The sequence below is a fragment of the Streptomyces sp. MMG1121 genome, assembly GCF_001280015.1.
Taxonomy (GTDB): Bacteria; Actinomycetota; Actinomycetes; order Streptomycetales; family Streptomycetaceae; genus Streptomyces.
In genome coordinates this window covers 70,509-93,482 of record NZ_LGDV01000202.1, presented here as the reverse complement: position 1 = coordinate 93,482, position 22,974 = coordinate 70,509, and the positions used below count along the sequence as shown (strand labels likewise).

General features: G+C 72.2%; 22 protein-coding genes and 1 pseudogene. 3 read left to right on the top strand and 20 right to left on the bottom strand.

The annotated features are described in order from the left end of the window. Positions 1-30: 30 nt before the first annotated feature. The 13 genes from ADK64_RS27195 to ADK64_RS27135 form a co-directional block, all read right to left on the bottom strand. The gene (locus ADK64_RS27195) at positions 31-228 is read right to left on the bottom strand and encodes a DUF6191 domain-containing protein (RefSeq protein WP_053662987.1); all 198 of its coding nucleotides are present in this window, start codon (positions 226-228) and stop codon (positions 31-33) included. 35 nt (positions 229-263) lie between these two features. Next, a complete protein-coding gene (locus ADK64_RS27190; protein ID WP_107093097.1) occupies positions 264-3,302 on the bottom strand; it encodes a helix-turn-helix transcriptional regulator in 3,039 nt (1,012 codons plus the stop codon). A gap of 92 nt (positions 3,303-3,394) precedes the next feature. Beyond that, complete coding sequence (locus tag ADK64_RS27185; RefSeq protein ID WP_053662985.1) at positions 3,395-3,586, bottom strand: hypothetical protein; 192 nt, start codon at positions 3,584-3,586, stop codon at positions 3,395-3,397. Positions 3,587-3,784: 198 nt separating this feature from the next. Further along, positions 3,785-4,351 (bottom strand): hypothetical protein, encoded by a 567-nt coding sequence (locus ADK64_RS27180; protein WP_053662983.1) that lies wholly within the window; start codon positions 4,349-4,351, stop codon positions 3,785-3,787. A gap of 35 nt (positions 4,352-4,386) precedes the next feature. Continuing rightward, a complete protein-coding gene (locus ADK64_RS27175; protein ID WP_053662981.1) occupies positions 4,387-4,962 on the bottom strand; it encodes a GNAT family N-acetyltransferase in 576 nt (191 codons plus the stop codon). Further along, on the bottom strand, positions 4,940-7,168 hold the full coding sequence (locus ADK64_RS27170; protein ID WP_053662979.1) for an MMPL family transporter: 2,229 nt from the start codon (positions 7,166-7,168) through the stop codon (positions 4,940-4,942). The genes ADK64_RS27175 and ADK64_RS27170 overlap by 23 nt, the downstream gene beginning before the upstream one ends. 203 nt (positions 7,169-7,371) lie before the next feature. Then, a complete protein-coding gene (locus ADK64_RS27165; protein WP_053662977.1) occupies positions 7,372-7,725 on the bottom strand; it encodes a hypothetical protein in 354 nt (117 codons plus the stop codon). Positions 7,726-7,820: 95 nt separating this feature from the next. Beyond that, the gene (gene gatB / locus ADK64_RS27160; protein ID WP_053662975.1) at positions 7,821-9,335 is read right to left on the bottom strand and encodes an Asp-tRNA(Asn)/Glu-tRNA(Gln) amidotransferase subunit GatB; all 1,515 of its coding nucleotides are present in this window, start codon (positions 9,333-9,335) and stop codon (positions 7,821-7,823) included. A gap of 16 nt (positions 9,336-9,351) precedes the next feature. Next, positions 9,352-9,591, bottom strand: coding sequence for a hypothetical protein (locus ADK64_RS27155; protein WP_053662973.1), 240 nt, complete (start codon positions 9,589-9,591; stop codon positions 9,352-9,354). Then, positions 9,588-11,087: an Asp-tRNA(Asn)/Glu-tRNA(Gln) amidotransferase subunit GatA gene (gene gatA / locus ADK64_RS27150; RefSeq protein ID WP_053662972.1), complete on the bottom strand. Its 1,500-nt coding sequence runs from the start codon at positions 11,085-11,087 to the stop codon at positions 9,588-9,590. Before gatA ends, ADK64_RS27155 begins: the two co-directional genes overlap by 4 nt. Positions 11,088-11,092: 5 nt before the next feature. Continuing rightward, positions 11,093-11,389, bottom strand: a complete 297-nt coding sequence (gene gatC, locus ADK64_RS27145; protein WP_018531282.1) for an Asp-tRNA(Asn)/Glu-tRNA(Gln) amidotransferase subunit GatC — start codon at positions 11,387-11,389, stop codon at positions 11,093-11,095. Between the two features lie 82 nt (positions 11,390-11,471). Beyond that, positions 11,472-11,963 (bottom strand): cupin domain-containing protein, encoded by a 492-nt coding sequence (locus tag ADK64_RS27140; protein WP_053662970.1) that lies wholly within the window; start codon positions 11,961-11,963, stop codon positions 11,472-11,474. A 43-nt stretch (positions 11,964-12,006) separates the two neighbouring features. Then, a complete protein-coding gene (locus ADK64_RS27135) occupies positions 12,007-12,378 on the bottom strand; it encodes a DUF4267 domain-containing protein (RefSeq protein ID WP_053662968.1) in 372 nt (123 codons plus the stop codon). A 112-nt stretch (positions 12,379-12,490) separates the two neighbouring features. Between ADK64_RS27135 and ADK64_RS43465 the strand changes: the two are divergent. Beyond that, positions 12,491-13,060: pseudogene (locus ADK64_RS43465) on the top strand (TetR/AcrR family transcriptional regulator); the annotation flags it as partial. 30 nt (positions 13,061-13,090) lie between these two features. Here the strand turns inward: ADK64_RS43465 and ADK64_RS27130 are convergent. The 6 genes from ADK64_RS27130 to ADK64_RS27105 form a co-directional block, all read right to left on the bottom strand. Next, positions 13,091-15,334: a putative bifunctional diguanylate cyclase/phosphodiesterase gene (locus tag ADK64_RS27130; protein WP_053662966.1), complete on the bottom strand. Its 2,244-nt coding sequence runs from the start codon at positions 15,332-15,334 to the stop codon at positions 13,091-13,093. 259 nt (positions 15,335-15,593) lie between these two features. Next, positions 15,594-17,792 carry an NAD-dependent DNA ligase LigA gene (ligA, locus tag ADK64_RS27125; protein WP_053662964.1) on the bottom strand — a complete coding sequence of 733 codons (2,199 nt, stop codon included), beginning with the start codon at positions 17,790-17,792 and terminating at the stop codon, positions 15,594-15,596. A gap of 15 nt (positions 17,793-17,807) precedes the next feature. Continuing rightward, positions 17,808-18,815, bottom strand: a complete 1,008-nt coding sequence (locus tag ADK64_RS27120; protein WP_078992853.1) for a methionine synthase — start codon at positions 18,813-18,815, stop codon at positions 17,808-17,810. Positions 18,816-18,853: 38 nt separating this feature from the next. Then, a complete protein-coding gene (locus ADK64_RS27115) occupies positions 18,854-19,243 on the bottom strand; it encodes a hypothetical protein (protein WP_053662960.1) in 390 nt (129 codons plus the stop codon). Continuing rightward, positions 19,240-19,938: an SDR family oxidoreductase gene (locus tag ADK64_RS27110; RefSeq protein ID WP_053662958.1), complete on the bottom strand. Its 699-nt coding sequence runs from the start codon at positions 19,936-19,938 to the stop codon at positions 19,240-19,242. Before ADK64_RS27110 ends, ADK64_RS27115 begins: the two co-directional genes overlap by 4 nt. A gap of 7 nt (positions 19,939-19,945) precedes the next feature. After that, positions 19,946-20,485, bottom strand: a complete 540-nt coding sequence (locus tag ADK64_RS27105) for a TIGR00730 family Rossman fold protein (protein ID WP_053662956.1) — start codon at positions 20,483-20,485, stop codon at positions 19,946-19,948. Between the two features lie 51 nt (positions 20,486-20,536). Between ADK64_RS27105 and ADK64_RS27100 the strand changes: the two genes are divergently transcribed. Next, positions 20,537-20,896: a DUF427 domain-containing protein gene (locus ADK64_RS27100; protein WP_053662955.1), complete on the top strand. Its 360-nt coding sequence runs from the start codon at positions 20,537-20,539 to the stop codon at positions 20,894-20,896. Positions 20,897-20,959: 63 nt separating this feature from the next. Further along, a complete protein-coding gene (locus ADK64_RS27095; RefSeq protein WP_053662952.1) occupies positions 20,960-21,742 on the top strand; it encodes an alpha/beta fold hydrolase in 783 nt (260 codons plus the stop codon). A gap of 30 nt (positions 21,743-21,772) precedes the next feature. Here ADK64_RS27095 and mnmA read toward each other — a convergent pair whose 3' ends face one another. Further along, positions 21,773-22,897: a tRNA 2-thiouridine(34) synthase MnmA gene (gene mnmA / locus ADK64_RS27090; RefSeq protein WP_053662950.1), complete on the bottom strand. Its 1,125-nt coding sequence runs from the start codon at positions 22,895-22,897 to the stop codon at positions 21,773-21,775. Positions 22,898-22,974 lie beyond the last annotated feature (77 nt).

Here is a 22,974-nt window from a genome sequence, read left to right as displayed (position 1 = left end):
TCCTTCCCTGGTCGTCGTCCATGGTGTCCGCTAGTCGTCCTCCGTGGCGTGCGCTCCGTCGGGCGGCGGCGTGGGCAGGCGTACGACGACCTTTCCCGAGGCGAGGTCTATCGGCCCGCGGCCGGGGTCGGTGTCCCCGACGTCCTCCCGGGTCAGCTCCAGCCGTTTCTGCTCGTCGTGGGTGTGTTTGCGGCCGGGCGTGAACAGTTCCTCGAAAGCGTTGAACACGGCCTCTCCCTTGCCGGTTTCCTCCAGCGTACGAGTCAGCCCGCCGTAGGCGCAGTGGCGGTCTCGGCCGGAAACAGTCCCAGCCGGTGGGCCACGGCCGCCGCCTCTCCCCTGCCCGCGACGCCGAGCTTGCTCAGGATGTTGGAGACGTGGACGCTCGCCGTCTTCGGGGAGATGAACAGCACCTCGGCTATCTGGCGGTTGGTGCGGCCGGCCGTGACCAGGCGCAGCACGTCCCGCTCCCGGCTGGTCAGGCCGAGGGCGGCGGCCGGGTCGGCGGGCGTCGGGGCCTGTCGTGGGGCGCGAGTGAGGGTGAGGCGGGCGCGCTGGGCGAGCCGGGTGACGGCGTCGGCGAGGGGCCGTGCGCCGAGGTGGGCTGCGACCGCCGCGGAGAGCCGGAGCAGTTCCACCGCACGGTCGCGTTCGTCGTCGCCGCCGTCCATGAGAAGGGCTCCGGCGAGGCGGTGGCGGATCCGGGCGAGGTCGTAGGGACGGTCCAGGCACTCGAAGGCGGCGACCAGCGGCGACCAGGTGTCGACCAGGTCCGTGCCTCGCGCGCGCAGCAGTTCGGCCCGGGTCCACTGGTCGTAGGCCTGCCAGAGCGGGGCGCCGGTGGTGAGTTCGCGGACGGCCTCGTGGAGGCGGTCGAGGATCTCTTCGCGGCCGGGCTGGGCCGCGGGCAGGGTACGGGCGTCGGCCTCGGCGGTGGCGGCGGCCAGCAGCAGTGGCCAGCCGTAGCGGTGGGTGCCGGGCGGGAACCCGGCGTCCAGGGCCTGGCGCAGTTCGGCGCGCGCGTCGGCGATCCGGTCCTGTCCCGCCGCGACACCGAGGGCGATGCGGGCCAGCGGCAGGGACTGCTGGGGCATGGGGTCGTGGGTGCCGTAATGGGCGCGGGCGGCCGCGAGGTGCCGGTCCGCCTCGGCGAGGTCGCCGTGGGCCAGGGCGAGGTGCGCCAGGCGCAGGGCGCCCGCGCCGCGGGGTTTGGCGCTGTGGCCGACCCGGGTCGCGTGGGTGGCGGACTCGGCCGCCTCCGGCCACTGGCCGAGTGCGTAGAGCGCGTCGGACAGATTGCCCCGCATCCAGGCCTCGGAGTCCGGCAGGCCATGGGCGCGGGCGAAGGCGATGCCCTCGCGCAGCAGGGGGGCGGCCTCCCGGTCACGGCCGACGCCCTGCAGTTCGGACGGCAGGTTCACATAGGCGCGGCCCGCGACCTGGTGCACCCCCTCGGCCAGGGTGTCGTGCAGCACCTGCCGCAGCTCCGCCAGACCGGCCTCGCAGTCGCCGGAGTCCACCTTGAGACAGCCGAGGGTGAGGCGCGCGTGCAGTTCGATGTCGCGGGCGCCCACCATGCGCGCGTACTCGACGGCCCGCTCGGCGGCGGCGCAGGCCTCGGGTCCGGGCCGGTGCAGCATGGACCAGTTGGCGACCAGGGCCAGGACCTCGGCGTGCACCTCCGAGGGCGGCAGGCCGCGCACCAGGTCCTGGGCGGTGGCCAGTTCCCGCCAGCCGTCGCCGCGGGCCTGGGACTGGACCAGGCGGGAGCGCTGGATCCAGAACCAGGCGGCGCGCAGGGAGTCCGGCTCGTCCTCCAGGAGGCGCAGCGCCCGCTTGGTGATCTTCAGCGCGCGTTCGCGTTCGCCGCCGAAGCGGCCCGCTACGGCGGCCTCGGCCATCAGGTCGAGATAGCGCAGGGGGGTGGCCGGGTCGCAGCCGCACGGAGGGTAGACCTCGGTGTAGTCGACCGGGCGCAGGGCGGAGCGGACCTCTGCGGGGACGTTGTCCCACAGCTCCATCGCCCGCTCCAGCAGCCCCAGTTGCTCGGTGTAGGCATGCCGGCGGCGGGCCACCACGGAGGCGTCCAGGACGGCGGGCAGGGCCTTGGCGGCGTCGTGCGCGTGGTACCAGTAACTGGCCAGGCGCATCACGCGCGCGTCGGCCGGCACGAGCGTGGGGTCGGCCTCCAGGGCTTCGGCGTAGCGGCGGTTGAGCCGGGAGCGTTCGCCGGGCAGCAGGTCGTCGGCGACGGCCTCGCGGACCAGGGAGTGCCGGAAGCGGTAGCCGTCGCCGGCCGGGGTGACGGCGAGGATGTTGATGCCGACGGCGGCCCGCAGCGCTTCGATGAGGTCGTCCTCGGTGAGCCGGGCGACGGCGGCGATCAGCCGGTACTCCACGGTGGAGCCGCCCTCGGCGACGATCCGGGCGACCCGCTGGGCGCTCTCCGGCAGCGTCTCGACCCGGACCAGGAGCAGGTCGCGCAGGGAGTCGGTGAGGCCGGAGCACTGCCGGTCGCAGTCGGTGACGGCCAGTTCCTCGACGAAGAAGGCGTTGCCGTCGGAGCGTCGGAAGATCTCGTCCACCCGGGCGGGGTCGGGTTCGGCGGCGAGGATGCCGGCGATCTGGCGGCCGACCTCCTCGCGCGTGAAGCGGGCGAGTTCGATACGGCGGACGGTGCGCAGCCGGTCGAGTTCGGCGAGCAGGGGGCGCAGGGGGTGGCGGCGGTGGATGTCGTCGGAGCGGTAGCTGGCGAGGACGAGGAGCCGGCCGGCGCGCAGGGTTCGGAAGAGGTAGGCCAGGAGGTGCCGGGTGGAGGCGTCGGCCCAGTGCAGGTCCTCCAGGACGAACACGACCGGCCGCTCGCCCGCGACCCGCTCCAGCAGCCGGGCCGTCAGCTCGAACAGGCGGGCCATGCCCTGCTCGTCGTGGCGGCCGGCGCCAGCCTCGCCCAGGTCGGGCAGGAGCCGGGCCAGCTCCTCCTCCTGCCCGCTCGCGGCGGTGGCGAACTGCTCGGGCAGGGCATCGCGCAGGGCGCGCAGGGCGGTGGAGAAGGGGGCGAACGGCAGCCCGTCGGCGCCGATCTCGACGCAGCCGCCGACGGCGACGACCGCGTGCCGGGCGGCGGCCGCGGCGAACTCCTCGACGAGGCGGGTCTTGCCGACCCCGGCCTCGCCGCCGAGCAGCAGTGCCTGCGGCTCGCCCGCGCGGGCGCGGGCGAGCGCGTCGTTCAACGTGTCCAGTTCGTCGCTACGGCCGACGAACACGGGACTGACGGACTTGGTCTCCACGGGCCCGAGCATCGCACGGGGCCCGGGCGGCGGGGCACTCGTTTTCCACAGGACCGGTGAGATGGTCGTACTTACGGCCGGGAGGGGGCCAGCCGGCCCGGTGTTCACGCGGTGCGCGGAAGCCGGCGCCGGCCGGGCCGGTCGGTATGGGACTCGGCACCCGTGCGGTCGTGGTCGGCAGGCTCCGCGCGGCGGGCGGCGCGGCGGGCCCGGGTGAGAGAGCGGGCCAGCCGCTCCTGCTCGGCCTCGCGGATCAGCTGGGCGGCACGCATCCTGTGGTACTCGATCTCGATCACGGCGTTTCCTTCGAAGGGAGTCGGTGAAAAGCCTCGCGTTCTGCGATGCCTCCACCTTCGTCCGCGAGGGGGGTGTGCCGCATCGGGAGAGTTCCGCATCTTCGCGCCGCCCGCGGGCCGCACGCGCGCGCGTAAGGGGCCTCAGGGAGTCCGTAAGGTGCTCACGGATTCCCTAAGGCCCCTGGGACCTGCGGTTTCTCAGCTCGCCGAGGGCAGGCCCAGCAGCGCGTCGGAGTACTTCAGGACGGCCAGGACCAGGCCGATGACACCGAGCGAGACACCCGCCCAGGCGACCGACTTGATCCACGGGGCCTGCGGGCGGCCGGGAACGCCGAAAGCGGGCCGGGCGAGCACGACCACGCCGGTGAGCAGCGCGGCCAGCGCGAACAGGCCAGCCCACAGGGCGGTGCTGTGCCAGGCGTCGCCGTAGACCTCCTTGATCTGCGTGGCGACGCTCGCGGTGGAGGAGGTGCGCAGCTGCCCGACGAGCTGTTCGCGGGCGCCGGCGATGGTGCCGATCCAGCCGCCGCTGAGCGAGACCAGGCCCAGCACGGCGGAGACGACGGCACCGGCGCCCTGGCCGACCCCGGAAGGCACCTTGGCCTCCGGCTCGGCGGCCTCCTCGTCGGGTTCCGGGTTCTCCTCGAGCTCCGGGCTCTGGTCACCGGCCTCCGCCTGCGCGGCCTCCTCCTCGGCGGTGACGGTCTCCACCGCTGTCTCGTCGTCGTTTCGCGCCTCTGCGCCGGCCTCTGTCTTCGTTGCCATGCCTGGCACCGTACGGAGGCTGTCTGAGAGGTCTATTAATGATCGTTCTGCCCGCTACGCGCGCGTGCCGTACGCCACTCGGGGGCGAGCACCGCCCAGATCTCGGTGCTGGTGCGCACGCCCCGGTGCGGGTAGTTCTCGCGGAGCACGCCCTCGCGCGTCATGCCGAGCCGCCGGGCCACGTTGATGCTGGGCTCGTTGGCCGAGGAGACCTGCCACTCCACGCGGTGCATGCCGCGCTCCTCGAAGGCCCAGTCCAGCAGTATCCGCATGCCGCGCGTGACCAGTCCGCGCCCGGCCGCCGCCGGCTCCAGCCAGCAGCCGGCCTCGCACACCCCGCTCGGGGTGTCCCACACGCGGAACAGCAGCCCGCCGACCAGCTTTCCGTCCAGCCAGATGCCGTGCAGACTCCCGCCGTCGACGGCGCGCCGGTCGGCGTAGGACTTCAGCCACGCGCGGGCGCCGTCCAGGTCGGACACCACGTCCGGCAGCCCGACGTGCCGGCCGATGAACTCGCGTCCCCGGTCGACGGTGGCGAGCACCTCCTCGGCGTGCCACACCTCCAGCGGCCGCAGTTCGGCCCCGTCGTCACCCAGGGATATCGCGTACATCGTGCTGTTCCTCTCGCAAGTGCGCCACCGGGACCGTGCCGAGCCTCTCATGGGCGGTACGGCACTCGGGCGGCTCGATGCTGATGCGGGGCAGGCGGCGTTCCAGCCAGGCGGGCAGCCACCAGTTGGCGGGGCCGAGCAGATGCATCAGCGCTGGCACGAGCAGGGTGCGCAGCACGAAGGCGTCGAGGGCTACGGCCGAGGCCAGCGCTATGCCGAACATGGCGATGACCCGGTCGCCGCTGAGCACGAAGGCGAGGAAGACCGAGATCATGATGACCGCGGCGGAGTTGATGACCCGGCTGGTCTCGGCGAGGCCCACGCGGACGGCTCGCCGGTTGTCGCCGGTCTCCAGCCACTCCTCGTACATCCGGCTGACCAGGAAGACCTGGTAGTCCATGGAGAGGCCGAAGAGCACCGAGACCATGATCACGGGCAGGAAGGGCTCGATGGGCCCGGCCCGCCCGAGGCCGAGCAGTTCGCTGCCCCAGCCCCACTGGAAGACGGCGACGACGACGCCGAACGCGGCGGCCACGGCGGCGATGTTCATGGCGGCGGCCTTCGCCGGGATGCCGAGCGAACGGAAGGCGACCAGCAGCAGGAGGCAGCCGAGTCCGACGACCGAGCCGACGAACAGCGGCAGTTTGCCGACGATCACATCCGCGAAGTCGTCGTAGCCGGCCGTCACTCCGCCGACCTGGACGTCGAGGGAGGTGCCGGTCTGTGCGCGCGGCAGGACCTCGGTGCGCAGCCGGTCCACGAGGGCACTGGTGTCCTGCGACTGGGGCGCGGAGTCGGGGACGACCGTGAGGTAGGCGGTGTCGCCGCCGGTGTCGTACGCGACCGGGGTGACGGAGGCGACGCCCTGGGTGTCGCGCAGCGTCGTGCCGAGGTTGTCCAGGGCGAGCTTGTCGGCGGCTCCTTCCACCCGTGTCACCAGGGTGAGCGGCCCGTTCACCCCGGGGCCGAAGCCCGCGGCGAGCAGGTCGTAGGCCTTGCGGGTGGTGGAGGTGCGCGGGTCGTTGCCCTGGTCGGAGGTGCCGAGGTGCAGCGAGAGGGTCGGCAGGGCGAGCACGGCGACGACGGCGAGCGCGAGCGCGCCGAGCAGCTTGGGGTGGCGTTCGACCAGCGCCGACCAGCGGGCGGCGAGGCCCGTGGGCAGCTCCGGGCGCGGCCCGTGCGCGGCGAGCCGGCGCCGCTCGCGGCGGCTGAGGGCGCGCGGGCCGAGGTACGACAGCAGGGCGGGCAGCAGGGTGACCGAGGCCGCGACGGTGAGCACGACCGTCAACGAGGCCGCCACGGCGACCCCGTTGAGGAAGCCCAGCCGCAGTATCAGCATCCCGAGCAGGGCGATGCACACCGTCGCACCCGCGAAGACGACGGCGCGTCCGGTGGTGGCCACGGCACTCACCGCGGCCTCGGTGACACTCAGGCCGCGTTTCAGTCCGCGCCGGTGTCTGGTCACTATGAACAGCGCGTAGTCGATGCCGACGCCGAGCCCGATCAGCATGCCGAGCATGGGCGCGAAGTCGGCGACCGTCATGGCGTGTCCGAGCAGCCCGATGCCGGCGTAGGCGGTGCCGACGCCGACCAGCGCGGTGGCGATGGGCAGGGCCGAGGCGGCGAGCGAGCCGAAGGCGAGGAACAGCACGACGGCCGCGACGAGCACGCCGACCAGCTCGGCGGTGTGTTCGCGCGGGGACGCGGTGAGCGCGATCGCGTCGCCGCCCAGCTCCACTTGGAGCCCGTCGCCCTCGGCGGCCTTGGCGGTGCGCACCACGGCCTGTGCCTCGGCCTTGCCGATCTCCTCGGAGGGCCGGGTGAAGGTGACGGTGGCGTAGGCCGTACGGCCGTCCGCGCTGATCCGGTGCGTGCCCTGGCCGCCGTACGGTCCGGACACCGAGGCGACACCGGGCAGTGCGGCGATCCGGTCGAGGGTGCGGGTCATGTCCTGCTCGACGTCGGCGGCGCGGACGCTGCCGCCGGTGGTGTGCCAGACGACGGTGTCGCTGTCCCCGCCCAGGCCCGGAAAACCCTCCTGGAGCAGCTGCGTGGCCCGGCCGGACTCGGTGCCCGGCACCTCGTAGTCGTTCGAGTACGACGTACCGGCCACGGCGGCGGCCGCGCTCACCCCGCCGAAGGCGAGAAGCCACAGCAGCACGGCGATCAGCCGGTGCCGGACACACCAACGGGCGAGTTCTGCCACGGACGTGCTCCCAGGGAACGATTTATGGATCTTTGGCCGGGAACAATCGTCCATGGACTGAACTGCCCGCAAAGAAAGGATGAGCAATCGCAGGACACTCTTGCAGGCAAAAGTGATCGTTTGCCATGATCGTGGGCTTCTTCACAAGAGTGCGAGTGAGGTCACAGGACACTTCGGCGAACTCTGTCGCGCCCCTGGGCACTTCAGTCGAACTGGTCCCCCAGCGCCATGACCATCGTCCCGGCGATCAGCAGCCACAGGGCCCTGCGGGTACGGCCCCTGGCACCGAGCAGCGCGGCGAGGGCGCACACGGCGGCACCGAGGGCGTAGGCGGCGGGGACGCGGGCGGGGGCGGAAGCGGCCAGCCGGAGCAGGGCGGCGGCGAGCCCGGCGAGGGTCAGCAGCACGCCGGTACCGGCGGCGGCCCAGCGTGCCCGGCGCGCACCCTCGACCTGCTCCTCGGCGTCTTCGTCCAGGACTTCCTCCGCGGCTTCCTCCGCGTCGTCGGCGTCGTCGGTTATCGCGGGCCGGGTGTCGGTATCGGTGCGTCCACTCATGGCGGGCGAGCGTAGTGCCTGCGGGTGAGGGGCCTACGACACGGGGGGACGCGCCGGGCTCGGCGCGTCCCCCCGTGTCTGCTGCTGACGGCGGCTCAGCCCTCGCTGACGCCCAGCTGCTGAAGGATCAGCTCCTTGACGCGGGCCGCGTCGGCCTGCCCCCGGGTGGCCTTCATGACGGCGCCGACCAGGGCACCGGCCGCGGCCACCTTGCCACCGCGGATCTTGTCCGCGATGCCGGGGTTGCCGGCGATGGCCTCCTCGACGGCGGTGGTCAGCGCGCCCTCGTCGGAGACGACCTTCAGACCGCGCTTGTCGACGACCTCGTCCGGCGTGCCTTCGCCCGCGAGGACGCCCTCGATGACCTGACGGGCCAGCTTGTCGTTCAGGTCGCCCTTCGTGACCAGCTCGGTGACCCGGGCCACCTGCTGCGGCGTGATGGCCAGCTCGTCCAGGGACGTGCCGGACTCGTTGGCGCTGCGCGCCAGTTCGCCCATCCACCACTTGCGGGCGGAGGCCGCGTCGGCACCGGCGTCGATCGTGGCGACGATCGGGTCCAGCGCACCGGCGTTGAGGATCGCCTGCATATCGGTGGCCGAGATGCCCCATTCGGCGAGCAGCCGGGTGCGGCGGGCCAGCGGCATCTCCGGCAGCGCGGTGCGGATCTCCTCGACCCACTCGCGCGCGGGCGCCACGGGGACGAGGTCGGGCTCCGGGAAGTACCGGTAGTCCTCGGCCTCCTCCTTCACGCGGCCCGAGGTGGTGGACCCGGTGTCCTCGTGGAAGTGGCGGGTTTCCTGGATGATCGTGCCGCCACCGCCGAGCACGGCGGCGTGGCGCATGATCTCGTAGCGGGCCGCGCGCTCCACGGACCGCAGCGAGTTCACGTTCTTGGTCTCGGACCGGGTGCCGAACTTCTCCCGGCCGTGCGGGCGCAGCGACAGGTTCACGTCGCAGCGCATCTGGCCCATCTCCATGCGGGCCTCGGACACACCGAGGGCCCGGATGACCTCGCGCAGCTCACGGACGTACGCCTTCGCCACCTCGGGGGCACGCTCGCCGGCGCCGACGATGGGCTTGGTGACGATCTCGATGAGCGGGATGCCGGCGCGGTTGTAGTCCAGCAGGGAGTGGGACGCGCCGTGGATACGGCCGGTGGCGCCGCCGACGTGCGTCGACTTGCCGGTGTCCTCCTCCATGTGGGCGCGCTCGATCTCCACGCGGAAGGTCTCGCCGTCCTCCAGCTGTACGTCGAGGTAGCCGTTGAAGGCGATCGGCTCGTCGTACTGGGAGGTCTGGAAGTTCTTCGGCATGTCCGGATAGAAGTAGTTCTTCCGGGCGAAGCGGCACCACTCGGCGATCTCGCAGTTCAGCGCGAGGCCGATCTTGATCGCGGACTCGACGCCGGTCGCGTTGACGACCGGGAGGGCGCCGGGCAGGCCGAGGCAGGTCGGGCAGGTCTGCGAGTTGGGCTCGGCGCCCAGCTCGGTCGAACAGCCGCAGAACATCTTGGTCCTGGTGCCGAGTTCGACATGGACCTCGAGGCCCATGACGGGGTCGTACGACGCCAGCGCGTCCTCGTACGACACCAGGTCGGTCGTGGTGGTCACGGTGAAAACTTCCCTCTCAGCCCAGCAGGACGTCGTCGTCGCCCAGCCGCTTCAGCTCGCGGTAGAGGATGGCGAGGCCGGTGACGATCGCGACGGCGGACACAGTGGCGTCGATGAGGCGCAGCGTGTCGTGCTCGGCACGGGCCTTCTTGATCTGCTTGGTGACACCGATCGCGCCGAACGCGGTGGTGGCCATCGACAGATACGTACCGGACTTGGACTTCTTGAAGTCCTTGGCCTTGGACAGCTTGCTCACAGCGACGGAGCCTCCTCCAGCAGCGGGTGTCCCCACTTTTCCACGAAGGCGGCCTCGACGGCCGCGCCCACCTTGTACAGCCGGTCGTCCTTGAGCGCCGGGGCGATGATCTGCAGACCCACCGGGAGGTTGTCCTCCGGGGCGAGACCGCAGGGCAGGGACATGGCCGCGTTGCCCGCCAGGTTGGTCGGGATGGTGCACAGGTCCGCGAGGTACATCGCCATCGGGTCGTCGGCACGCTCGCCGATCGGGAAGGCGGTGGTCGGGGTCGTCGGCGAGACGATGACGTCGACCTGCTCGAAGGCCTTCTCGAAGTCCCGCGTGATGAGCGTGCGGACCTTCTGGGCGGAGCCGTAGTAGGCGTCGTAGTAGCCGCTCGACAGGGCGTACGTGCCGAGCATGACGCGGCGCTTGACCTCCGGGCCGAAGCCCGCCTCACGGGTGAGGGAGGTGACCTCCTCGGCCGAGTGGCCGCCGTCGTCGCCCGTACGCAGGCCGTAGCGCAGGCCGTCGAAGCGGGCGAGGTTGGAGGAGCACTCGGAGGGGGCGATCAGGTAGTACGCCGACAGCGCGAGGTCGAAGGACGGGCAGTCCAGCTCGACGATCTCGGCGCCCAGCTCCTTCAGCAGCGCGACGGACTCGTCGAAGCGCTGGATGACACCGGCCTGGTAGCCCTCGCCGCGGAACTGCTTGACCACGCCGACGCGCATGCCCTCGACGCTGCCGTTGCGGGCGGCCTCGACGACCGGCGGGACCGGGACGTCGACGGAGGTGGAGTCGAGCGGGTCGTGCCCGGCGATCACCTCGTGCAGCAGGGCGGCGTCCAGGACCGTACGGGCGCAGGGGCCGCCCTGGTCCAGGGAGGACGAGAAGGCGACCATGCCGAAGCGGGACACCGCGCCGTACGTCGGCTTCACGCCGACCGTGCCGGTGACGGCGGCCGGCTGGCGGATGGAGCCGCCGGTGTCGGTGCCGATGGCGAGCGGGGCCTGGAAGGCGGCGAGGGAGGCGCTCGAACCGCCGCCGGAGCCGCCGGGGATCTTGGTGAGGTCCCAGGGGTTGCCGGTCGGGCCGTAGGCGCTGTTCTCCGTCGACGACCCCATGGCGAACTCGTCCATGTTGGTCTTGCCGAGGATGACGACGTCGGCGTCCTTCAGCCGCTTGGTGACCGTCGCGTCGTACGGCGGGATCCAGCCTTCGAGGATCTTCGAGCCGACGGTCGTGGGCACGCCCTCGGTGGTGAAGATGTCCTTGAGCGCGATCGGGACGCCGGCCAGCGGGCCGAGCTTCTCGCCGCGGGCCCGCTTCTCGTCCACGGCGCGCGCCTGGGCGAGTGCTCCCTCACGGTCGACGTACAGGAAGGCGTGCACCTTCTCGTCGACCGCGTCGATCCGGGCGAGGTGCGCCTCGGCGACCTCGACGGCCGTCAGTTCGCCGGAGGCGATCTTCCCGGCGATCTCGGCCGCGGTGAGCTTGATGATGTTGCTGTCCGTCATGACGGTTAGTCCTCCCCCAGGATCTGCGGCACCTTGAAACGCTGCTGCTCCTGGGCCGGGGCGCCGGAGAGCGCCTGCTCGGGGGTGAGCGAGGGACGGACCTCGTCCGCACGCATGACGTTCGTCAGCGGCAGCGGGTGGGAGGTCGGCGGTACGTCTTGGTCGGCGACCTCGCTGACGCGGGCGACCGCGCCGATGATGTCGTCCAGCTGTCCCGCGAAGTGGTCGAGTTCTTCGGGCTTCAGCTCCAGACGCGCCAGCCGGGCGAGGTGGGCGACCTCCTCGCGCGTGATGCCAGGCATGCAGCGATCCTCTGGGGTGAGTGTGTGTGGTTCCCCAATCCTATGGGGCGGGGCAGGGTGCCCGTGAAACGGTTTGCCTGCGTCACCGGCGAGCGTCCCAGACGGCGCTCTTCAGGAAGTGGTTGTCGTACAGCTCCTGCACCTCCAGCAGGCTCTCCTGGGTGACCTCGCCCAGACGGATGCGCTGGAGGTGGCGGAAGTAGTCGAAGCGCTCGACGCCCGGGGCGATGACGATGAGCAGGTCGGCCGGGCTGCCGGGGGCGGCGGCGAAGGCGTGCGGCCGGTCCGGCGGCACGATCACCAGGTCTCCGCGCCGGGCGGTGACGACGTCGTCACCGGAGAGCAGCTCCGCCTCGCCGTCGAGCAGGAAGAACATCTCGGCGGAGCGGTGGTGCACGTGCGGCCGGGCGCCGTCGGCCCCTTCCGCGAGCGTGACCCGCACGGTGGACAGCGCGCCGCCGCTGGCACTGCTGTCGGCGAGCAGCTTGAGGGTGGTGGGCGCCTGACCGACGACCTCGGCCTCCGCGTCCCGGACCAGGACGGTGTCGTCGAACTTCGGCACGAACAGCGACATGGTGGATCTCCCCCTGTGCGGTGTCGTCAGATGTGCGGTGTCGTCAGACCGCGAAGAGCAGTCCGGCACTGATCATTACAACGATCGCGGTGGCGAAGTGGATCCCGAAGGCGACGGCTTTCGTGCCGCCGTTGCGCAGGACTATCAGGGTGTCGCCGAGGGGCACGAGCGCCACGGCGACCATGAACCACGCCTCCGCCCGGGCGCCGGTGAAGGCGAGCAGGGCCAGGCCCAGCAGCCCGAAGGTGCCGTCTCTGAGCCCCTTGACCGACAGATAGGCGCGGGCGTCGCCGCGCGGGTCGGCCGGAACCCCGTAGCCGGCCGCGGCGGGACCGGGCCGGAACAGGAACCGGTAGCCGAGGAACACGCAGAACAGGTCGAGCAGGACGGCGAGCGTGTACGCGGTGACAGTCATGCCGGCACTCCTTGGACTCTTCTCGAACGCTTCATTTGCTAGCGATGCTAGGTACGGGAGCGAAGCTAGCAGAGCATGGAAAGAAATACTAGCGATGCTAGAATCGAGACTCGTGACGATCCAGACGCGCCGGGAGCGCGAACGAGCGGAGCGCGAGCGGCTGATCGTGACGGCCGCGCGGGAACTCGCGGAGGCCGAGGGCTGGGACGCCGTGACCACGCGCCGGCTGGCCGCCGAGATCGAGTACAGCCAGCCCGTCCTCTACAGCCACTTCAAGGGCAAGGACGCGATCATTGCGGCGGTCGCGGTGCAGGGGTGCGCCGATCTGGCGGCCGGGCTACGGCAGGCGCGGACCGGGGTACGGGGCACGCGGGAGGCGCTGGCGGCGGTGGCGCGGACGTACACGTCCTTCGCACGGCGCCGGCCCGCCCTCTACGACGCGATGTTCACCCGCCCGGTGGACCTGCCGTTCGCGACGCCCGAGGCTCCGGCGGCTCTGCGGGAGGCGTTCGAGCAGCTCCGTCTCGTGGTGACGCCGACCGCGACCGGGGACGACGACCCCGGCCTGCTCACGGAGACCTTCTGGGCGGCGCTGCACGGCCTGGCGACGCTGACGCGCAGCGGGCGGTTGCCGCAGGAGGGACACGAACGACGGCTGGCGCTGCTGATCGGCCACTTCGCGGGGGGGCTGAGCGACCTGCGGAGGGGAGGGCTACTCGGCGGCAGGCAGCGCGGCACGCGGCCGTTGCCAGCCCCGCGACCCCCGCGCCAGCAGCCACGCCGTCGTCTCCTCGGGCGGCATCGCCGCGGCCACCAGCCACCCCTGCACCGCGTCACAGCCCATGTCCCGCAGCCGCTCCCACGTCTCGTCGTCCTCCACGCCCTCGGCGACGACGAGGAGGCCCAGCGAGTGCGCCAGGTCGACGGTGCAGCGCACGATCTCCGAGTCCTCGGTGTCGACGGCCAGCCGGGCCACGAAGGAGCGGTCGATCTTCAGCTCGCTCACCGGCAGCCGCCGTAGATGGACCAGGGACGAGTACCCGGTGCCGAAGTCGTCCAGCGACATCTTCACCCCGTGCCCGGTGAGCCCGGCGAGGGTGTCGGCGGCCCGCTGCGGGTCCTCCAGCAGGACGTGTTCGGTGATCTCCAGCTGGAGCGCCCCGGCCGGGACCCCGTGCCGGGCCAGCCGCGCGGCGACCGATCCGGCGAACCCGGGCGTGTGCACGTCGCGCGGCGAGACGTTGACCGCCACCGGCACCCGCAGCCCCTGCGCACGCCAGCGGGCGACCTGGGCGAGCGCGGTCTCCAGCACGTACTCGGTGAGGTGGGGCATCAGCCCGGAGGACTCGGCGATCGCTATGAACTCGTCCGGCGGCACCTTCCCGCGCTCGGGATGCACCCAGCGCACCAGCGCCTCCAGGCCGGCGACCTGGCCGTCGAAGCGGACCTTGGGCTGGTAGTGCAGCTGCACCTCGTGCGCGTCCAGCGCGCGGCGCAGATCGCCCAGCAGGCCGAGCCGGTCGGGGGTGTTGGAGTCCCGCTTGGACTCGTAGACCTCGACGCCCGTACGGTCCCGCTTCGCCTGGTACATCGCCACGTCCGCCCGCCGCAGCAGCCCTTCGGCGTCCACGGCGTGGTCGGGGAAGACGGCGACGCCCGCGCTGGCCTCCAGGACCAGGGTGAGCCCGTCGAGGTCGAGCGGGGAGCTGAGGTCGGCGACGAGGGCGCGGGCGACGCGGGTGGCCGACGTGGTGGAGTCGGCGACGGGCAGTAAGACCGCGAACTCGTCCCCGCCGAGCCGCGCGGCCTCCGCTCCGCGCGGCAGCGCGAGCCGCAGCCGCTCGGCTATCTGGAGCAGCAGCCGGTCACCGGCGAGATGACCGAGGGTGTCGTTCACCGACCGGAAGCGGTCGAGGTCGATCAGCATGAGGGCGGAGCGGGCGCCGATGCGCTCGGCGTCGTCGAGGGCGGTCCAGATCCGCTCCAGCAGCCATTGCCGGTTGGGCAGCCCGGTCAGCGGGTCGCGCAGCTGCTCCTCGGCACGCGCGCGGGCCATCCACAGGGCCGAGTCGAGGGCGACGAGCGGGATGGCGAACAGCGGCAGCAGGATGGGCTCGGCGTCGGCGACGACACACAGCAGGGGCGCGATGCCGAGCAGCGCGACGGCGACCAGGCCCTGCCTGACCAGGGCGGCGCGGTCCACGGCGGGCATCCTGCCGCCGCGCGGTGCCTGCAGGTACCACAACAGGCCACGGCTGACCGCGAGATAGGCGACGGCGACGAGGACGACCTCGGGGGCGGTGGCGACGCTCCAGTTGTGGGGCCGCCAGGGCGTCTCGACGCTCGGGACGCGGCCGAACGCGCGGAGCAGCAGGGCGCCCACGCCGATGCCGATGATGTCCACCGCGCCGTGCAGGACGCCTTGCCGCCAGCGGTGGCGCCGGGCGATGCCGACCAGGACGACGACGGTGAGGCTGACCATGCCGGCGGCCACCCAGCCGTACAGCAGCAGGACGGCGAGGGTGAGGGCGGCGCCGGAGCCGGTGCCGCCCCACCAGCGGGCGCGGCCCAGCATGACGAGGTGGCCGACGATGACGCCGGTGAGCAGGGCCAGCGACCAGCCGACGGTGCCGCCCGGGAAGAGGGCGTGGTGGCCGGTGAAGGCGCGGTAGAAGCCGGCGGCCAGGACGAGGCCGGCGGCGGCCACGAGGGCCGCGGGCAGTGCGGGCCAGGACGGGTGCCGGTCGGTGTCGGCGCCCGGCAGGCCGGGGGCGGGCTCGATGGCGGCGAGGGGTATCGGCGGGTGGGCGTCGGGGACGGCGCCGGGCCGGACCGGGCGGGCCCGGCCTCCCGGGCGCCCGATGTCCCTCACCGCCCACCGGGTCCCGCGCCAGGCGCACGCGCGAGCGCGCAGGCGCAGCCGTGAATCCGGGGTGACACTCTCGGTCGGTTTCATTCCCGTCCCTCTCACACCCGGCGGTGCCCACGCCACGCGGCCCGATGTACGACACCCATCAGCGGCTCCGCGTCGAAGAAACGTTCCCCGCGCCCTTGGAGCGCACGGGGATGCCCCGACCGCAGCTGGGCACGGCAGGCGCACGTCTCAACAGTAGGCCGCTGAAGGCTTCCACGGGCACCGGTCGTCGACGGTTGCCCGAATGCGCCCGGGCCACCCGTATGCATCTGATATGCGCCGATCGGGTGGCCTTCAACCGCTACTCCTCGGTCGGAAGCGCGACTTCGACCGCAGCGTCGGGGCCCTGCTCCAAGAGGACAGCGAAACCGTCCTCGTTCAGGACCGGGACCTTCAATTGCATGGCCTTGTCGTACTTCGATCCCGGGTTGTCACCCACAACGACGAACGAAGTCTTTTTCGAAACCGATCCGGTCACCTTCGCGCCCCGGCTCTGCAGCGCCTCCTTGGCGCCGTCCCGGGTGAACTTCTCCAGCGTGCCGGTGACGACGACGGTGAGCCCCTCCAGCGGGCGCGGCCCCTCGTCCTCGCCGGTCGAGGCGTCCTCCAGCGGGACACCGGCGGCCTTCCACTTGCGGACGATCTCGCGGTGCCACTCCTCGGCGAACCATTCCCCCAGCGCGGCGGCGATGATCGGGCCGACGCCGTCGGTGGCCGCCAGCTCCTCCTCGGTGGCTTGTTCGATGCGGTCGAGGGAGCGGAACTCGCGGGCGAGGGCCTGCGCGGCCACCGGTCCGACGTGCCGGATGGACAGTCCGTTGAGGAATCTCGCGAGCGGGCGCTGCTTGGCCGCCTCGATGTTCTCCAGCAGGGCGAGCGTGTTCTTCTTCGGCTCGCCCTTCTGGTTGGCGAAGACCGTGACGACCTTCTCCTCGCCCGTCTTCGGGTCCCGCTTGGGCAGGCCGCTGTCGGGGTCGAGGACATAGGCCTTGATGGGCAGCAGCTTCTCCACCGTGAGGTCGAACAGGTCGCCCTCGTCCACCAGCGGCGGCTCGGCCGGCTCCAGCGGGCGGGTGAGCGCGGCGGCGGCCACCGCGCCGAAGCCCTCGATGTCCAGGCATTCGCGGCCCGCGAGGTAGGAGACCCGCTCGCGCAACTGGGCCGGGCACGCACGGGCGTTGGGGCAGCGGAGGTCGATGTCGCCCTCCTTCATGGGCCGGAGCGGCGTGCCGCACTCGGGGCACTCGACCGGCATCACGAACTCCTGCTCGGTGCCGTCGCGCAGGTCGACCACCGGGCCGAGGATCTCCGGGATGACGTCACCGGCCTTGCGGATGACGACCGTGTCCCCGATGAGCACGCCCTTGGCCTTGACGACCTCCTGGTTGTGCAGGGTGGCGAACTCGACCTCGCTGCCCGCGACCGTGACCGGCTCCACCTGGGCGTACGGCGTGACGCGGCCGGTGCGGCCGACACCCACCTTGATGTCGATGAGCTTGGTGTTGACCTCTTCCGGCGCGTACTTGTAGGCGATCGCCCAGCGGGGCGCCCGCGCGGTGGAGCCGAGGCGGCCCTGGAGCCGGATCTCGTCCAGCTTGATGACGGCCCCGTCGATCTCGTGCTCCACGGAGTGGCGCATCTCGCCGTCGTAGCGGGCGATGAACTCCCTTACGCCGTCGAGGTCGTCGACCACCCGGTTGTGCGAGGAGGTGGGCAGGCCCCAGGTCTTGAGCAGGTCGTACGCCTGGGACAGCCGGGTCATGCCCGTGAAGCCCTCCAGTGCGCCGATGCCGTGGACGACCATGTGCAGCGGCCGGGTGGCCGTGACGCGCGGGTCCTTCTGGCGCAGCGAACCCGCGGCGGCGTTGCGGGGGTTGGCGAATGGCTTGTCACCGGCGGCGACCAGGCGTTCGTTCAGCTCCAGGAACTTCTCCATCGGGAAGTAGACCTCGCCGCGGATCTCCACGAGGTCCGGGACGTCGTCACCGTGCAGCCGGTCCGGGATCTCGGCGATCGTGCGGACGTTGGGCGTAATGTCCTCGCCGGTGCGGCCGTCGCCGCGGGTGGCCGCGCGCGTGAGACGGCCGTGTTCGTAGGTGAGGTTGACCGCGAGGCCGTCGACCTTCAGCTCGCACAGGAAGTGGTACTCCTGGTCGCCGAGTTCGCGCGCGATGCGGTCGGCCCAGGCGGCCAGCTCCTCGTCGTTGAAGGTGTTGTCGAGCGAGAGCATCCGCTGGCGGTGCTCGACGGCCGTGAACTCCGTCTCGTACGACCCCGCGACCTTCTGGGTCGGCGAGTCCGGGGTGCGCAGCTCCGGGTACCGCTCCTCCAGCGCCTCCAGCGTCTTCAGGAGCCTGTCGAAGTCCGCGTCGCTGATGACGGGCGCGTCCTTCACGTAGTACCGGAAGCGGTGCTCCTCGATCTGCTCAGCGAGCCGCGCGTGCTTCTCCCGTGCCTCGGCGGGCACTGCCGTCTCCGCCTGCTGCTTGTCGCCGGCCACCGTATTGTCCTCCCGTTACTCTGGGTTGTCCGCGAGGGATCTCGCCGCCCGGACGCAGTGGGCGAGCGCCTGGCGTGCGTAGGCGGGGGAAGCGCCCGCCAGACCGCACGCCGGGGTCACCGTGACGGCCTGGGCGAGCAGCCCTGGTTGCAGCCCCAGCCTGCGCCACAGCGTCCTGACACCCATGACGCTACCGGCAGGGTCTGACAATGGGCCGTCCGTGCCCGGCACGACACCGGCGAACAGCCGCGTGCCGCCCTCGACGGCCTCGCCGATGGCGTCGTCGTCACGCTCGGTGAGGAGCGAGAAGTCGAAGGAGACGGCGTCGGCGCCGCTCCGCCGCAGCAGGGCGAACGGCACGTCGGGCGCGCAGGAGTGCACGGCCACGGGCCCGCCGTCATGGACCGCGATCACATCCCGCAAGGTGGCCTCCACGACCTGCCGGTCGGCGGCGCGGTGCGTGCGGTAGCCGCTGGCGGTACGGACCTGTCCGCGCAGTACGGCGGTGAGGGAGGGCTCGTCGAGCTGGAGGACGAGCCGGGCGCCGGGGATACGGCGCCGGACCTCGGCGAGGTGCAGCCGCAGGCCCTCGGTGAGGGAGGCGGCGAGGTCGCGGCAGGCGCCGGGGTCGGAGAGGGCGGCCTCGCCGTTCTTCAGCTCCAGGGCGGCGGCGAGGGTCCACGGGCCGACCACCTGGACCTTGAGATCGCCTTCGTACCCTTGCGTGAACTCCTCCAGGGCGTCCAGGTCCTGTCCCAGCCAGGACCGCGCCCGCCTGGTGTCCCGGCCGGGCCGGTCCCCGATCCGCCAGCCGCTGGGCTCCACGCGCGCGTAGAGCTCGACCAGCATCCCGGCGGTACGGCCGATCATGTCGGCGCCGGGCCCTCGGGCGGGCAGCTCCGGCAGGAACGGGAAGTCCTCGAAACTGCCGGTCACTGTCTTGGCGGCCTCCCGGGCGTCGCCGCCGGGCATGGACCCGACACCGGTGGCCCCCGGGAACCTGAACTCGCTGTTCTCACTCACTCCGGCAGGGTATGCCGTACCCAGCCCACGGGCGGTGGTCAGGATCCGTGTGAGCGGTGGGTGTTCAGGAAGGTGTACAGGGCCTCCGGGTCGGCCACCGTGAGGTTGTTGTGGAAGCGGGCGCGTTCCCAGGACATGTCGCGGTCGCCGTGGAGGCTGCCCGCGGCGATGAACTCGGCGTCCGTGTCGAGCAGGGCCACCGTGGGGCTGCCCGGGCAGCGGCAGATGTCGCCGGTGAACTCGCCGGTGGTGGTGAGGTCACGCAGCCGGGCCAGGGCGGCCGGGTCGAAGATCTCGCCCACGACCGGGCGTTCGGCGAGCGGAGCGCGCAGATCCGGGCCGCCCAGCAGCACGGCCGCCGCGGTCCGGGACCAGGCCTCGGCCAGCCACTGCCGGATCGTGGCGGCGTCCGTGCTCTCGGAGCTCATCGTCCCGGTCGGACGGTCAGGTCGTTGACCTCGGCGTCCCTGGGCAGGTCCAGGGCCATGAGGATCGTCGTGGCGACCGACTCGGGGTCGATCCACCGCGCGGCGTCGTAGTCCTTGCCCTCCTGCTGGTGGACCTTCGCCTGCATGGGGCTGGCCGTGCGGCCGGGGTAGACCGAGGTGACACGGACACCGCCCGCGTGTTCCTCCTCGCGCAGGGAGTCCGCCAGTGCCTTCAGGCCGTGCTTCGAGGCGGCGTACGCGGACCAGCCGGCGTGGGCGTTGAGGCCGGCGCCGGAGTTGACGAAGATCACGTGGCCGCGGGCGGCCCGCAGCTGCGGCAGGAAGTGCCGGGTCAGCTCGGCCGGGGCGATCAGGTTGACGTTCAGCTGGTGGCGCCAGGACTTGGGGGTCAGGTCGCCGACCTCGCCCAGGTCCACGACCCCGGCGATGTGCAGCAAGGAGTCCACGCGGTCCGGGAGCGTCTGGTGGGAGAACGCCCAGGAGAGTTTCTCCGGGTCGGCCAGGTCGCCCACCAGGGTGCGGGCGCCGGGGAACTCGGCCGCCAGCTCCTTCGCGCGGCCCGCGTCGCGCGCGTGGAGGATGAGTTCGTCCCCGCGCGCGTGGAGCCGACGGGCGACGGCGGCGCCGATGCCGGAGCCGGCACCGGTGATCACATGAGTAGCCATGCCCGCCATGCTCGCATCAGCGGCCGGACAGGGTCTCCTCGAGGTGGGCCAGCGCGCCCACCGGCTCCTTGGCGAAGAACATCAGCTCGGACAGCGGACGCGGCAGGAAGCCCTCCTCCTCCATGCGCCGGAACTGCTGCTCCAGACCGTCGTAGAAGCCCGCGGTGTTCAGCAGGACGACCGGCTTGTCGGTGCGGCCGTGCTTCTTCAGCTCCAGGATCTCGGTGGCCTCGTCCAGCGTGCCGGTGCCGCCCACCATGATGACCACGGCGTCGGCCTTGTCCAGCAGCAGCTTCTTGCGTTCGGCGAGGTCGGCGGCGATCACCATCTCGTCGGCGCCGGGTCGCGCCTTGTTGGCGAGGAACTCCACGGAGACGCCCAGCAGCCTGCCGCCCGCCTCCTGCACCCCGTCGGCGACGACCTTCATCAGTCCGGCGTCGGAGCCGCCCCAGACCAGCGTGTGACCGGCCTTGCCGAGCAGTTCCGCGAACTCGCGCGCGGGGCGCGTGTAACGCTCGTCGAGGTCGGCGGCGGAGAGGAAGACGCAGATGTTCATGGCCCCTACCGTACGCGGGAAGAACCGTGCGCCCGGCAGTGCTGTCCAGACATGACCGAAGGACACACCATCACCATCGAACAGGGCGAGCGGCACGTGCGCGTGGTGCACGGGGACCTGGTGCTCGCGGAGACCGGACGACCCCTGGTGCTGCGCGAGACGGGCTGTCCCGCGCGGTACTACATCCCCGCCGAGGACGTACGCCTCGACCTGCTGACCCCCTCCGACACGCACACCGTCTGCCCCTTCAAGGGCACGGCGTCCTACTGGTCCCTGCCGGACGCGCCGGACCTGGTCTGGGGTTACCCGGACCCGAAGCCGGACGTGGCCCGGATCAAGGACCACTACTGCTTCTACGAGGTCGAAGAGAGCGAAGATGCCGCAGAGGCCGAAGAGGCCGAAGTGTCATGACCTCATTGCGGCACGACGTGTCGCGGGCGATGAGTCCGGGCCGGTAGGGCAGTCTGCACCGGCATGGACAAGATGACGACTTCGCGCGACGGCACCGCCCTCGCGTACGAAGTGAGCGGCCGGGGGCCCGCGGTGATCCTGGTGTGCGGCGCGATGTCCACCGGCGGCACCGTGGCGCCCCTGGCCGAGCGGCTCGCGGACCGCTGCACGGCCGTCGTGTACGACCGCCGGGGCCGTGGCGCGAGCGGCGACACGGCGCCGTACGAGGTCGCGCGCGAGGTCGAGGACCTGGCCGCGCTGGTCGACGCGGTGGGCGGCGACGCCTCGCTGTTCGGCGTCTCCTCGGGCGGTGCGCTGGTGCTCCGGGCGGCGGCGAGCGGGCTGCCGCTGCGGCGGGTGGCCGTGTACGAGGTGCCGTACGCCGACGGACTGGCGGGCGGCGCCGAGCGGGAGGCCGCGTACAAGGAGGCCCTGACCGAGGCGCTCGCGGCCGGCCGGCGCGGGGAGGCGGTGGAGCTGTTCCTGCGGCTGACCGGCCTCGCCGAGGAGATGATCCAGGGCGCCCGCCGGTCGCCGATGTGGGCCGGCATGGAGGCCGTCGCGCCCAGCCTGGCCTACGACGACACGGTCATGGGCGACGGCCTGCTCCCCCGGGACCGGCTCGCGGCGGTCTCCGTGCCGGTTCTGTCGGTCGCGGGCGGGGCGAGCCCCCAGTGGATGCGCGAGGCGTCCCGCGCGGTCGCGGACACCGTGCCCCAGGGCACGTACCGGGTCCTGCAAGGGCAGACGCACGTGGTGGAGCCGGAGGTGCTGGGGCCGGTGCTGGCGGACTACTTCACGGCGTAGGCCCGCGGTCCCGGCGATGGTCCTGGAGCGCTACACCGTCGCGGTCTTCGCGCGCGTGGTCGTCGCGATCGTCGCCGAGCCCACCACGCGCGTGCCGTCGTACAGGACGATCGCCTGCCCGGGGGCGACGCCGCGGACCGGCTCGGTGAAGGTGACGCGCAGTCCGCCGTCGACCGGTTCCGCGGTGACCTCGGTCTCGCCGCCGTGGGCGCGCAGCTGGGCGGTGTAGGTTCCGGGGCCGGCGGGGGCGGTGCCGCACCAGCGGGGCTTGATCGCGGTCAGGGCGGTCACGTCCAGGGCGGCGGCGGGTCCGACGGTGACGGTGTTGGTCACCGGGGAGATGTCGAGGACGTAGCGCGGCTTGCCGTCGGGAGCCGGGGTGCCGATCCTGAGGCCCTTGCGCTGGCCGATGGTGAAGCCGTACGCGCCCTCGTGCGTGCCCAGCCTGGTGCCGGACTCGTCGACGATGTCGCCCTCCGCCTTGCCGAGCCGCTGGGCCAGGAAGCCCTGGGTGTCGCCGTCGGCGATGAAGCAGATGTCGTGCGAGTCGGGCTTCTTGGCGACGGCCAGGCCCCGGCGCTCGGCCTCGGCGCGGATCTCCTGCTTGGTGGTGACCGTGTCGCCGAGCGGGAACAGGGCGTGGGCGAGCTGCTGGTCGTCCAGCACCCCGAGGACGTACGACTGGTCCTTGGCCATGTCGGAGGCGCGGTGCAGCTCGCGGGTGCCGTCCTCGCCCACGATCACCTGCGCGTAGTGCCCGGTGCAGACGGCGTCGAAGCCGAGGGCGAGCGCCTTGTCGAGCAGCGCGGCGAACTTGATCTTCTCGTTGCAGCGCAGGCAGGGGTTGGGGGTGCGGCCGGCCTCGTACTCGGCGACGAAGTCCTCGACCACGTCCTCGCGGAAGCGGTCGGCGAGGTCCCAGACGTAGAAGGGGATGCCGATGACGTCGGCCGCGCGGCGGGCGTCGCGGGAGTCCTCGATGGTGCAACAGCCCCGCGCGCCGGTGCGGAAGGACTGCGGGTTCGCGGAGAGCGCGAGGTGGACGCCGGTGACGTCGTGGCCGGCTTCCGCGGCGCGCGCGGCGGCTACGGCGGAGTCGACTCCACCGGACATGGCGGCGAGGACGCGGAGGGGGCGCTGCGGGGTCTCAGTCATAGCCCTTCCAGGGTACGGGCCCTGGGAACCGGCTCCGAAAAAAATCAAGGCCCACCCCCTTCCTGTCCGATAAGGGG